Here is a 13,346-nt window from a genome sequence, read left to right as displayed (position 1 = left end):
GGCGGGCCCGGACCGTGAACAGCCCCTTCGCCGAAGCCATCCTGAACGGCTCGCTCCTGCTTGCCATCCCGGTGGCCCTGCTCGCCGGACTGGTCTCCTTCCTCTCGCCCTGCGTCCTGCCACTCGTTCCCGGCTACCTGGGATACGTGACCGGGCTGAGCGGCGTGGACCTGCAGAAGCAGAAACGCGGCCGCATGCTGGTGGGCATCGGACTGTTCGTCCTGGGCTTCTCCGTGATCTTCGTGCTGCTGGGCGGTGCCTTCGGACAACTCGGCACCCTGATCACCGGCTCGCAGAACGCCTGGATCACCCAGCTCCTGGGCATCCTGGTGATCATCATGGGCGTGGTGTTCATGGGCGGCTTCAGCTGGCTCCAGCGCGACGCCAAAATCCATGCCAAGCCGCCGGCGGGCCTGTGGGGTGCGCCGTTGCTGGGCCTGACCTTCGGGTTGGGCTGGGCTCCGTGCATCGGTCCCACCTACTCCGCTGTCCAGCTGCTGAGTCTCTCCGGCGGATCGTCGGCCGCCAAGGGCGCCTTCCTGGCGTTCGTCTACAGCCTGGGCCTGGGCATCCCGTTCCTCCTGATCGCCCTGGCACTGCGCCGGGGCATGGGCGTGATGGCGTTCTTCCGCAAGCACCGCCTCGCCATCCAGCGCACCGGCGGCGGCATCTTGGTGGTCCTAGGACTGCTGATGGCCAGCGGCGTCTGGGGAACCTGGGTGACAGGGCTGCAGTACTGGTTTCAAACCGACGTGAAATTGCCAATCTGATGAGCGAGCGTGTGAACGTAAAGAAAAAGTCTTCCGCACCGGCCGGCGGAAACGAGCCCGGCGCCACAGTGGCCGAGGCAAAGGCGGACGCCGCGCTGCCGGCCCTGGGACCGAAGGAAATGCTGCGCTGGGCGTGGACCCAGCTGACCAGCATGCGGACGGCCCTGTTCCTGCTGCTGCTCCTCGCGGTGGCTGCCGTCCCGGGGTCACTGTTCCCGCAGCGCCCGGCCAACCCGTCCGTGGTCACGCAATACATCAAGGACAACCCGGATTACGGCAAGCTGCTGGACTCCCTGCAGCTGTACGACGTCTACTCCTCGGCCTGGTTCTCAGCGATCTACCTCCTGCTGTTCATCTCCCTGATCGGCTGCGTGGTGCCCCGCGCCATCGCCCACTACAAGGCAATGCGCTCCCAGCCGCCGCGGACTCCCAAGCGGCTCTCCCGCCTTCCCGAGTACGGCACGCTGGTGATTCCCGCCGGCGCCGGCATCCCGGCGTCGGATGCCATCCACAGCGCCGCCGGGCTGCTGAAGAAGCGCGGCTACCGCGTTGAAGTACGGGACGACGACGGCGCGCGGCCGTCTTTGGGCGCCGAACGCGGCTTCCTGAAGGAAGTGGGCAACCTCGTCTTCCACACGTCGCTGATCGGCGTGCTGGTGTCGGTGGCCGTCGGCGGACTGTTCGGCTACAGCGGCCAGCGCATCCTGGTGGAGGGCGACACCTTCGTGAACACCCTGGTGGGCTACGACCAGTTCAACCCCGGCACCAATTTCCAGTCGGGCCAGCTGCAGCCGTACTCGGTCCAGCTGGACAAGTTCGACATCACGTTCGACCGTGAGTCCCAGGGCAAGTTCGGCCAGCCCATCGACTTCTCCGCTGCCGTGACCACCAAGGAAAACCCGGACGCGCCGGCCAAGCAGGAAACGCTGAAGGTCAACGATCCCATCACCCTGGGCGGCACCAGCATCTACCTCACCGGCAACGGCTACGCCCCCGTGGTGACCATCCGCGACGGCGACGGAAACGTGGCCATGCAGGGCCCGGTGGTGGCCAAGCTGCAGGGGGACAATTACTACTCCTCCGTGGTGATCAAGGTTCCCGATGCCAAGCCGGACCAGCTGGGCTTCGCCGGCTTCTTCCTGCCCACGGCCTTCGTGTCCAACGACGGCGTGTCCTTCAGCGGGGACCCCGAACTGTTCAACCCGCAGCTGACCCTCAACTCCTACTACGGGGACCTGGGCCTGAATGACGGCGCCCCGCAGAACGTGTTCGAACTGGATGTGCAGGACCTGACGCCGCTCAATGCCCGGAACCTGGACGCCGGCGGCATCACCCTTGCCCCCGGCACCTCCTACACCCTGCCGGACGGCAAGGGCACCATCAGCTTCGACGGCGTGAAGCGCTACATCGGCGTTGACATCCACCACAACCCCGGACAGCTCTACGCCCTGGTCTTCGCGCTCCTCGCCGTTGCCGGTCTCATCCTCTCCCTCTACGTCAACCGCCGCCGGGCCTGGGTACGCACCGGCACGCACGACGACGGCCGCACCATGGTGGAATACGGGCTCCTCGCCCGTGGTGAGGACCACCGCCTGGCCGCGGAGGCAGCCGCCCTGCGGAAGCTGTTCTCCGAAGAGTGGCAGCTGGCGGATGACCAGGCTGCAAAATCTTCCCCCACCCCAACCCCAGCAGGCCCGCAAGGGCCCGAAAAGGACCAGTAATGCCGTTTGGAATCAACGAAACCATGGGCCAGTACAGCGAGCTCTTTATGCTGCTGGCCGCAGGCACATATACCGTCGCCTTCATCGCGTTCGCCTGGGACCTTGCCAAGAGCAGCAAAGCGCTGCGGGTCATCGACCTCAAAGCCGCGCAGGCCGAAGAGGCCACCAAGGTTCCCGTAGCCGCGGGGACGGGGGCGCGCAGCGAGTCCTACGTTGCCGGGCCCGCGGACCGGGCTGAACGGCCGTCGTCGTCCACGGCGAAGTCCGCAGCGGCCGGGGGAGCTGCCACCGCCGACGCCGACATGAAGTACGCCGCGGAACGCCGCGCTCCCGCACGGGTGGCGGTGGCCCTGACCGTCCTGGGTGCGCTCATCCATGGCGCCGGCGTCGTGACCCGCGCCCTCGGCGCCGGACGCGTGCCCTGGGGCAACATGTACGAGTTCCTCACCACCGGCGCCTTCGTTGCCATTGCAGTATTCCTCCTGGTGCTGATCCGCCGCGACCTCCGCTTCCTGGGCACTTTCGTGGTGGGCCTGGCCATCATCATGCTGGTAGCCGCCTCCGTGGCGTACTGGACGCCGGTGGGACACCTGGTTCCCGCCCTGCAGAGCTACTGGCTGATCATCCACGTCTCCATCGCCGTGCTCTCATCGGCACTGTTCACGCTGACCTTCGCCATGTCCGCCCTGCAGCTGGTCCAGTCCCACCGCCAGAAGACCGTGGCGGCCGGAGGCGCGGACATGCTCGGCTTCATGCGCCTGGTGCCGTCCGCGCTCAGCCTGGAGAACCTCTCCTACCGCATTAATGCGATTGCCTTCATCGGCTGGACCTTCACGCTGATGTTCGGCGCCATCTGGGCTGAGAAGGCCTGGGGCCGGTTCTGGGGCTGGGATACCAAGGAAGTCTGGACGTTCGTGATCTGGGTGGTTTACGCCGGCTATCTGCACGCCCGGGCAACCCGCGGCTGGACGGGCACCCGCGCGGCCTGGCTTTCGATCGTCGGCTACCTGTGTGTCATCTTCAACTTCACCATCGTGAACCAGTTCTTCAACGGTCTTCACTCCTACTCAGGCCTCTGAGCAGGGCTTTCATGTGAAAGCCTGATGGACCTAAGGTAAATAACAAATCGATGTAGCAATGGGGGTGTTCCCGGTCCCCGGGTGGTGCTACGTTGGTGAGGTTCGCCCGTAATGAAGTTGCTGGCGAAACGCAAGTTTTTCCTGGGGTTTCCATGAGTTACGTTCTCGCCATCGATGTCGGGACAAGTTTTACGGCTGCTGCCGTTGTCCGCTTTCACCAAGGAGTTACACCAGTCCCGGAGAGCCTGCCGCTGGGCCTTCGCGGGTCAGCTGTGCCTTCCGTGGTGTACTACCCGGAAGAGGGCCCCATCCTGGTGGGGGAGGCCGCGGAACGCCGCGGGCTCGATTCCCCCGGGCGCGTCGTCCGGGAGTTCAAACGCCGGGTTGGCGATGCCGTGCCCATCTCCGTTGGCACGCTGTCCCTTCCTCCCGAGGACGTCTTCGCCACCATGGCCCGCTGGGTGGCTGACCGGGCGGCCGAGCGCGAGGGCGCACCGCCGTCGGAAATCATCCTGACCCACCCCGCCGCATGGGGCAGCCACCGGACCTCCGTCATCAGCGACGCCCTGGCCGCGAAAGGCCTTGGGAATGTCACCCTGCTGACCGAGCCGGAAGCCGCCGCCCTGCATTACGCATCCCAGGTGCGGGTGGAGGACGGCAGCACCATCGCCGTCTACGACCTGGGCGGCGGAACCTTCGATACCGCTGTGCTGCGCAAAGCCGGCACCAACCACTTTGAACTCCTGGGGCGCCCGGAAGGGATTGAAAACCTGGGCGGCGCCGACTTCGACGCTGCCGTGTTCCGTTACGTCGCTGAAAACACCGGCGGCGCCCTGGCCGGCCTCGACACCGCCGAGCCGGGCGTTCTCGCAGCGCTGACCCGGCTGCGGCGGGAGTGCGTGGAAGCCAAGGAAGCCCTCTCCTCGGACAGCGAAGCCAGCATTTCCGTGCTCCTCCCCGGCATCCAGCAGCAGATCCGCCTGGTCCGTTCCGAATTCGAAGAGCTCATCGAAGAACCCATCCGGGACACCGTTGACGCCCTGGAACAATCCCTGGCACAGCTTGAGCTCGAGCCGTCGGACCTGACCGCCGTGCTGCTCATCGGCGGATCCTCGCGCATTCCCCTGGTGGCGCAGCTGATCTCGGAGCAGCTTGACCGGCCCATCGCCGTGGACGCCGATCCCAAGTCCTCCATCTGCCTGGGCGCTGCCGTGTCCGCGGTGCTGGCACAGCCCGAAGCTGCTCCCGCAGCCGCTGCTGCCGGTGAGGCCGCCGCGGAAGCCGACGGAGCTGCCGTCGCGCCTTCCTCCGGTGAAGACGCAACGGAAGATGGGCACGCGCCCGTACGGTTGGCCAGCTGGTCCCGCAAGGCGGCCGCCGCCCCGGCAGCGGGCCACGGTCCGGGACACGGGCACCATGGCGGAGCACATGCTCCGAAGCCCACGGTGCGGCTCACCGCCATTGCGGCCGCCGCTGCCCTCTTTACTGTCCTTACCGCCACCGCAGCCCAAAGCCCGGAAGGCTTCACCAGCCTCACGTCCATGTTCGTCCCCGAAGCCGGTGCCGCCCCGGAACCCGGAGCAGGAGGTTCCGGAGGTGGCGGGAACGGTGCCGGGGGACCGGCCGCGGGTGCTCCAGGGGATGGCTCAGCACCGCTGGCAGGCATCGAAGCCGGCGTGAACAAGGCTGCCCCCGCCCAAAAGGCCGGCCTTGACGTGGCAGCCTCGCCCACCAGCCGGCCGTCGGCGGGCACACCTGCGGACAAGGCCGCAGCCGGCGGAGGATCCACGGGCAGTGCAGCAGCGGATTCGGGTGCCGCGGGCACTGCACCAGGGACCGGAAGTACGACGCCGGGCGGCACCACCGAGCCCAACGGCACCCCCACGCTGGGTACTGGAACCACTGATCCTGCTGTTCCCGGCACCAGCGCGCCGGTTCCGGATCCCACCGTGGACCCAACCCCTGTAGACCCCGCTCCGGTTGACCCGGCTCCGGTTGACCCCACGCCAGTGGATCCGGTGCCGGTCGATCCCACTCCAGTGGATCCGACACCCGTCGACCCCACTCCGGTCGATCCCTTGCCGTCGGACCCCCCGCCGAGTGATCCGGTTCCCGTGGAGCCGGCGCCATCAGAAACGGTTGCTCCACCACCACCCGCCGAACCGGCGCCGACAGTAACTGCTGTGGAGCCGGCGCCGACTACTGCGACTGAACCGGCGGTTTAGCATGGTGGGTCACCAGATGCGCGCGCAAGAGCCGGCCTTCCTTCATGCGGAACTGAACCATCCGGGGCAGTCACCCCACGCTGCAGAGCTCATGGCCCGGCAGCTCAAGGGTGAGAACGCCGCAGTCCGCGAGCTGCTGCTGGCGTTGTCAGTGGGCTTTGCCCTGCCGGGACCGCTGCCCGCGGACCTGCAGCGAAAGATTGACGGCGGCGTGGTGGAAAGCCTCGCTGCGCTGGTCGAACGGGCCGAAAAGGCAGGCCTGCTGACACCCGACGGCACCGTGGTGGGACCGGCCCAGCACGCCCTGCTCACCGTGGCACCCACCACGAAAGTCCATGCGCTCCAGCGGGAACTCGTCACGGTGTACGTCACGGACCGCCAGCCGCTGGGCGACTTCGCCCGCGAACTGGCCCGCGGGGGCTTGGCGGACCAGCGCGTGGCGGCGGAGCTGGAGCATGCGGCGGACAAGGCCCTGGAGCACGATCCCGGCCTGGCCTGCCAGCTCTACGACGAAGCCCTGCTGGCAGGAGCCGACGAAATAGCCACGGCCGCGCGGCGCGCCCAGGCCGCCGCCGGGGACGGGGACCTGGACGCAGCCACCCGGATCATCGACACCCTCCTGGTGCAGGACGATCCGCCGGACGTGCGCCGCGGCGTGAATGTAGCCGCCGCCGTCTGGGCGCAGCGCGGCATGCTGGCACGCGGTGCGGACGCCTTCAGCTGGCTGGGCGCCTCCCGGCTGGGCCCGTCGGCGCCGTTGGCCGCCGTAGCCATGGTGGGCTGCGGCAACCGGCCGGGAGCCGATGCGGTGTTCACAGCTGACGCACCCCCGGCATCGCCCACCCTCCTGGCCGCCGCAATGACGGAAACCGGCAAGGGAATCCTCGAGTCACTGGCCGGCGATCCGCACCAGGCGCTGCCCGTCCTGATCCACGCGTCGGACATGCTGAACGCGGCAGGTGCAGCCCTTCCGCTTCCCGATACCCCGGCAGCCCTGGCTGCCCTTGCGGCGCTGCACAGCGGAGAGCCGCATCTCGCCGAGACTGTCTGCCGGGCAGCCACTGCCGCCGGCCAGGGCGGAAATGCTGCGAAGCCGCGGCTCCACCTGCTCCAGGCATGGTCCGCGATGCAGCAGGACAAGCTCGAGGACGCGCGGCTGTCCATCAACGAGGCTTCCAAGGCCAATCATTGGCCCCTGGTTCCCCGGGACGAGTTCCTGCGGGCGGCGCTGGAAGTGGGCCTCGCCCGGCGGAACGGCGAAATTCCCGAACTTATCGTGGCGTGGGAACGCGCCCGCGAAGCGATGCTGCACACGTCCGTGGACCTCTACAGCCTGCTGCCGTGGGGTGAGCTGATGATCACGGCAGCCCGGCTACGGGAAACCCGGCGGGTGGCGCATTACCTGGACGAGGCAAAGCAGCTCCTGGAGCGCCTCGGCAACCCGCCCCTGTGGGCGGTGCCTTTCCACTGGGCAGCTGCCCAGGCCGCCCTGCTCAGTGAAAGCCCCGCGGATCTTGCACCTCATGCCGCAGCATTGGCCCGTGCCGCGCACCACAGCCACCTGGCAGCCGTGCTGGCTACCGCGGGCAAGGCATGGGTTTCGGTGCTGGCCGGCAGGTTCCAGCCCGCCGACGTCGAGGCCGCCGCGCGCGGCCTCGGCAGGGTGGGGATGCCCTGGGAAGGTGCCAGGCTGGCGGGGCACGCGGCTGCCCGGGCGGATGAGCGCAAGGACATGGTGCGCCTGCTGTCCTGCGCCCGGGACCTCCATCCACAGGGAACGTCCACGGGCAACGGAACCTCGGGTTCCGGCGAGACGCGCAATGCCCCCACCGCTGAAACCGGCAACGGAATGCAACCGGACGGTTCAGGGCTCAGCGAACGGGAAAAAGAGGTTGCCCGGCTGGTGCTTGAGGGCAAGACATACCGGGAGATCGGCGAGGCCATCTACATCTCCCCGAGGACTGCGGAACACCACATAGCCCGGATGCGCCGCCGCCTGGGTGCGGAAAACCGCTCGGACCTGCTGGCCCGGCTGCGCCTTGCCCTGAACTCAGAAAATCCCCCTCAGGAGTAAGCCCCTAATGCCCCTAATCGGGGGCCCGGCGGTTCCCCACAGGGGGGACTGCCGGTAGGGGGAACCGGCCCGATGCCCGGTCCTACCCCCGGCCCATACGTTTGATTCATGCCCAGCAGCGACGCCGGGCGAACCGCAACTCATAGAAAAGCAGGGGACCTTCAAATGACACTCGCAAACGATCTCGTCCAGTTCCTTATGAACCTCTTCGGAGACCGCCAGGCCGCCCAGGACTTCCTGGATGACCCGGAGAAGGTCCTTGAAGACCACGGACTTGGCAAGGTCTGCTCGGCAGACGTCGACGCCGCAATGCCGGTAGTCCTGGACTACGCTCCGGTCACCGTCAACGCTTCCCGCTTCGACCGGGAGTACAACACCGGTGGCAACAGCGCCCGCACTGACGACAACGGCGGCGGCGGCAGCACCGGTGGCGGCAACCATGGTGGAGGCCACCATGGCGGCGGACACGGCGGGGGCAACAACGGCGGCGGCAACAACCACGGCGGCGACGACCACGCCCACGCAGTCCAGCAGCTGCACCACGTTGTGAACAACTACTCCTACACCTCCACGGTGGATGACCGCGACACCATCACGGACCAGTCCGTGAACCAGAACATCTGGGCCGACGGTGACGTTGAGCAGTGGTTCGACAACGACTCCGTGGTTGCTTCCGGCGACCGTGCCATTGCAGCCGGCGACGACGCCGACGTCGAGGACTCCAACAACATCGAGGATTCCTACAACACGGACAACTCCACGGATAACTCCACGGACAACTCCATCCGCGCCGGCGGCGACGTCAACATCGGCAACGAAGAGACCGACATCGAGGACTCCTTCAACACCGACGTTGACATCGATGCCGACATCGACGACTCGTTCAACGACAACTCGGACAACTCCACCAACAACGACCTGGAGGTCGACGTCGAGGATTCGTTCAACGACAACTCGGACAACTCCACCAACACCGAGGTCGAGGTTGAGGATTCGTTCAACGACAACTCGACGAACACCGAGGTTGACGTCGAGCTCGAGGATTCCTTCAACACGGACAACTCCGAGACGACCGAAGTCGACATCGAGGACTCCTTCCAGGACAACTCCACCGAGGTCGACGTGGAACTGGAAGATTCCTTCAACGACAACTCCGAGACCACCGATGTCGTTGTCGAGGACTCCTTCAACCCGGTCGTCGTCGAGGACAACGTTGTTGTCGCCGACAACGAGCTCGAGTTCACTGAGGACAACTCGGTCAACACCGATGTGAACGTGGAGGACAACAACCTCGCACTCGCCGCGGACGACGCCGAGGCCACGGCAGGCTAGCAGCAGTCCGGACAGGAAAAGCCCGGCAGGAGGCACCCGCCTCCTGCCGGGCTCTTCCCAACCCATCCCACGTTCCAATTCGGGGCTCAACGCAAAAGGAAACGCTGTGGCAGAAGCAGGACCGGCAAAACCCACAACACCGGCCACCGCCGGGCAACTGGTCAGACTGGTGGAGCATGGACTCACACTGGTTGGCACGGGCGACAGGGCAGACCTCCGCAAGCGCCTGGACCAGACCATGGGACGGCTCAAGGATCCCAGCATCCGCGTCATCGTGGTGGGTGAATTCAAGCAAGGCAAAAGCAAGCTCATCAATGCCCTGGTCAACGCCCCGGCGTGCCCCGTAGACGACGACATTGCCACATCGGTCCCCACCGTGGTCCGCTACGGTGATCCGGCCTCGGCGGCCATCCTGGTCCCGAAAGCCGATGGGGATGCCGGGGACGAAGGCACCGTTGAACGCCAGCAGATCCCAATGGCCGACCTCCCGGCCTACGTTTCCGAGCAGGGCAACCCCGGGAACAGCAAAAAGCTCGTCGCCGCCGAGGTCTACCTTCCCCGCAAGGTCCTCACCGGCGGGCTCACCGTCATCGACTCGCCCGGTGTTGGGGGCATGGGCTCCTCCCACACCCTCACCACCCTTACGGCGTTGCCCACCGCCGATGCCATGCTCCTGGTTTCCGACGCCTCCCAGGAGTACACCGAACCGGAACTGCGCTTCCTCCGGCAGGCCATGCGCATCACCCCCAGCGTTGTGGGTGTCCTGTCCAAAATCGACCTGTACCCGGACTGGAGGCGGGTGGAGGAGACGGACCGGGTCCATCTGAGCAAGGTAGCTCCCGATATTCCGCTGTTCCCGGTCTCGTCGGACCTCCGCCTTGAGGCCGCACGCCTGCAGGACAACGAGCTGAATAACGAATCCGGCTTTCCCGGGCTGATCAGCCACCTCCGGAACGAGATCGTGGGTAACGCGCAGCGCCTTCAGCGGCGCTCCGTCAGCCAGGATCTGCTGTCCGTCACCGAGAACCTGCGCCTCTCCCTGCAGACCGAGCTGGAGGCGCTGGAAAACCCCGCCGGTACGCCCCAGATGATCGCGCAGCTGGAATTGGCCCGCGCCGAAGCCGACGACCTCCGGAAACGGTCCGCACGCTGGCAGATCACCCTCAACGACGGCATCAGCGACCTCATTGCGGACATGGAGTACGACCTCAGGGACCGCCTCCGCCGCATCCAGCGGGAAGCCGAGACCGCCATCGACCAGGGTGACCCGGGCCCCAGCTGGAACGAGTTTTCAAAGTGGCTGGAGGAATGCGCGGCCGCCGCAATCTCCGACACCTTCGTCTGGACCAACGAGCGGGCCCAGTGGCTGGCAGCCCAGGTGGCTGAACACTTCGCAGCCGACGAAGTGTCGCTGCCGGTGATGCGGGTGTCCGACTCCGGTGACGCGCTGGACCCCGTGGACGCGATGCCGGGCATGGAGGATGGACGCATCAACCCGATGCAGAAGGTACTGATCGGCATGCGCGGATCCTACGGCGGCGTGCTGATGTTCGGCCTCCTCACCGGCATTTTCGGCATGGCGCTGATCAACCCGCTCTCCGTGGGCGCCGGCCTGCTGTTGGGCCGCAAGGCATACCGGGAGGACAAGGAAGCCCGTCTCAAGCGCCGGCAGGGCGAAGCCAAGGCCCTGGTCAGGCGCCAGATCGACGACGTCACCTTCCAGGTAGGCAAGCAGCTGAAGGACCGGCTGCGGCTGGTCCAGCGTTCCATCCGCGACCACTTCACCGAAATCGCGGAGGAACACCACCGTTCCCTGACGGACTCGGTGACAGTGGCGCAAAAGGCAGCCACCACCTATGCCCTGAAGAAGGACGTCCGGATCCGGGAAATCAAGGCGGAGCTGAAGAAGGTGGACGCGCTCCACCGGGCAGCGGAAGTTGTTGCGGCCGAAGTGGCCGGCAGCAGGAAACTGTCGTCGGTGGCGGTCTGATGACTGCCGCAACCGTTTCCGGAGCCGCCGGCCTGGTCCAGGAGGCATTGAAGGCCTACGGGGATGACGACGCAGCAGCCGCCGTGCTCCGGGGTTATGCCAGGAGGTTGGCAGAGCCGCTGCGGATTGCCATCGCAGGCATGGTGAAAGCCGGAAAGTCCACGCTGCTGAACGCGATCATCGGCGAGGAGATAGCCCCCACGGACACCGGGGAATGCACCCGCATTGTCACCTGGTACCGCCACGGCCACACGCCCCGGATCACGCTGTATCCGAAGGCAGGCGAACCACGGAACCTGCCGCTCAAACGCGTGGACGGCCGGCTGGTATTCGTGCTGGGGGATGTGCAGGCCGAGGACGTGGACCGGCTGGATGTGGAGTGGCCGTCACCGATGCTGCAGACCATGACCCTGATCGACACCCCCGGCATCGCCTCACTGTCCGAGGATGTATCCGCCCGGTCCACCAGCTTTCTCACGCCCGAGGACACCCCATCGGAGGCGGATGCCGTCATCTACTTGATGCGCCACATGCACGCATCCGACCTGCGTTTCCTCGAATCCTTCCGGGACACGGAAGCGGGCCGCTCCGGCACGGTCAACGCACTCGCCGTGCTGTCCAGGGCCGACGAGGTGGGCGCCGGCCGGATTGATTCGCTGTTGTCCGCAGGCGAGATCGCCGAAAGGTACCGGCGGGACCATAACCTGCGGAAACTGGCATTGGGGGTTGTCCCGGTGGCAGGGCTCCTCGCCCAGAGCGCCCGGGCCATGCGCCAGCAGGATTTTGTGTCGCTTCAACAGCTGGCCGGACTGGACCGCGCAGACCGGGAAAAGATGCTGCTCTCGGCCGACAGGTTTCTCCGGTCCACGAGCCCGGAGACGCTCACGGCGGAAGCAAGGGCTTCCCTGCTGGCCAGGTACGGGCTGTTCGGCATCCGGCTGGCCGTGGTCCTGATCCGGAACGGCTTCGACGAACCAACACCGCTGGCGCACGAGCTCGCCCGGCGCAGCGGCCTGGATCCCTTGCTGGACCTGCTGGGCCGCCAGTTCCAGGCCCGCGCCGAGGCGCTGAAGGCACGGACCGCGCTGGTGGGCGTGGAATCCCTGCTGCGCACCTCACCCCGCCCGGGAACGGAGCATCTGGCTGCCGCCTTGGAACGGCTGCAGGCAAACGCCCACGAGTTCCGGGAACTGCGGCTGCTTGCAACGCTCCGGACCACCGGCGTGCCGCTGAGCTCCGAGCTGGCGAACGAGGCCGAGGGCCTGATTGGGGGGTGGGGCGCCGCATCCCACGTGCGCCTGGGGCTGGATGCGGACGCCACGCCGGACGAACTGTCCGATGAGGCGCGCCGCTTCCTGCTGCGGTGGCGCGCCGTGGCCGAAAACCCGCTGACGGACAGGTCAGCCCTTGACGCCTGCCGCGTGGTCATCCGCAGCTGCGAGGGCATCCTGGCGGAATCCTCCGCCCGTCAGCGCCACCGCCAGCTGGCCTAAGCGGGCCGGCTCGACTTTAGCCAGGCGCCGGATGAGGGCAGGAAGAACAGCACCAGCCCGATCAGGGCCAGGAGCAGCTCGGCGCCCCAGAGCAGCATGACGTAGCTGCCGCCCTCGCCGTCGGGAACCAGGAACGCGGTGGCCACCAGCATGACCAGGGCATGGCCGGCCAGCAGCGGGACCAGGGCCCACCGGGCCCAGCCCTGGCGGCCCAGCACTACGCCCAGCATGACGGCCTCCAGGAGCATCACCAGCAGGAGTGCGCCGCCGCTTCCCCAGAAGACGATGCCGGTGGCCGTCGTGACAGCCTCGGCGTCACCGCCGGGAGCCATCTCCTCCACCACACTGCGAAGGCGCTCCAGATGGCCGTCGCGGGTGAGGAAGGAGCCCACCAGTACGGCGAGCCCTGCTACGAAGCTGACAAGCCACAGGGTCCTGCCGTGCCGGATGGTTCCGGGCGCAGGGGGGATTACGGCGATCGGTGCCGGGGCGGAATACGAGAAACCGGGCCGGGGCGGCGGCGCGTGCTGCGTGGGCGGCGGCGGTACCGGCTGGCTGGCTGGGGAATCTGATTGGGTAGGGCTTGGCCCGTCTGGCGGGGAGGCGGTCCCGGAGGGGTCGGTCCGCAGCCGTTCTTGTCCGTCAGATTCGTGAGCCATGCG

Annotated in this window: 9 protein-coding genes; 8 read left to right on the top strand and 1 reads right to left on the bottom strand. The window is 67.0% G+C overall.

Annotation, left to right across the window (positions count from 1 at the left end; genetic code table 11):
• The first annotated feature begins 14 nt into the window (after nucleotides 1-14).
• From ACZ9BC_RS07900 to ACZ9BC_RS07865, 8 genes are all read left to right on the top strand, one after another.
• Nucleotides 15-770 carry a cytochrome c biogenesis CcdA family protein gene (locus ACZ9BC_RS07900; RefSeq protein WP_079597504.1) on the top strand — a complete coding sequence of 252 codons (756 nt, stop codon included), beginning with the start codon at nucleotides 15-17 and terminating at the stop codon, nucleotides 768-770.
• Nucleotides 770-2,491, top strand: coding sequence for a cytochrome c biogenesis protein ResB (gene resB / locus ACZ9BC_RS07895; RefSeq protein ID WP_476245448.1), 1,722 nt, complete (start codon nucleotides 770-772; stop codon nucleotides 2,489-2,491). Before ACZ9BC_RS07900 ends, resB begins: the two co-directional genes overlap by 1 nt.
• Nucleotides 2,491-3,570, top strand: coding sequence for a c-type cytochrome biogenesis protein CcsB (gene ccsB, locus ACZ9BC_RS07890; RefSeq protein ID WP_476245447.1), 1,080 nt, complete (start codon nucleotides 2,491-2,493; stop codon nucleotides 3,568-3,570). The genes resB and ccsB overlap by 1 nt, the downstream gene beginning before the upstream one ends.
• Before the next feature lie 152 nt (nucleotides 3,571-3,722).
• On the top strand, nucleotides 3,723-5,795 hold the full coding sequence (locus tag ACZ9BC_RS07885) for an Hsp70 family protein (RefSeq protein ID WP_476245446.1): 2,073 nt from the start codon (nucleotides 3,723-3,725) through the stop codon (nucleotides 5,793-5,795).
• Between the two features lie 16 nt (nucleotides 5,796-5,811).
• A complete protein-coding gene (locus tag ACZ9BC_RS07880; protein ID WP_476245445.1) occupies nucleotides 5,812-7,869 on the top strand; it encodes a LuxR C-terminal-related transcriptional regulator in 2,058 nt (685 codons plus the stop codon).
• Between the two features lie 165 nt (nucleotides 7,870-8,034).
• Nucleotides 8,035-9,201 (top strand): IniB N-terminal domain-containing protein, encoded by a 1,167-nt coding sequence (locus tag ACZ9BC_RS07875; RefSeq protein ID WP_476245444.1) that lies wholly within the window; start codon nucleotides 8,035-8,037, stop codon nucleotides 9,199-9,201.
• Nucleotides 9,202-9,307: 106 nt separating this feature from the next.
• Nucleotides 9,308-11,191: a dynamin family protein gene (locus ACZ9BC_RS07870; RefSeq protein ID WP_476245443.1), complete on the top strand. Its 1,884-nt coding sequence runs from the start codon at nucleotides 9,308-9,310 to the stop codon at nucleotides 11,189-11,191.
• Complete coding sequence (locus tag ACZ9BC_RS07865) at nucleotides 11,191-12,684, top strand: dynamin family protein (protein ID WP_476245442.1); 1,494 nt, start codon at nucleotides 11,191-11,193, stop codon at nucleotides 12,682-12,684. The genes ACZ9BC_RS07870 and ACZ9BC_RS07865 overlap by 1 nt, the downstream gene beginning before the upstream one ends.
• Here the strand turns inward: ACZ9BC_RS07865 and ACZ9BC_RS07860 are convergent.
• A complete protein-coding gene (locus ACZ9BC_RS07860) occupies nucleotides 12,681-13,343 on the bottom strand; it encodes a hypothetical protein (protein WP_476245441.1) in 663 nt (220 codons plus the stop codon). The genes ACZ9BC_RS07865 and ACZ9BC_RS07860 overlap by 4 nt on opposite strands.
• Between the last annotated feature and the right edge of the window lie 3 nt (nucleotides 13,344-13,346).

The organism is Pseudarthrobacter sp. TE3704 (assembly GCF_056279405.1).
This window is presented reverse-complemented; position numbering and strand designations above follow the sequence as displayed.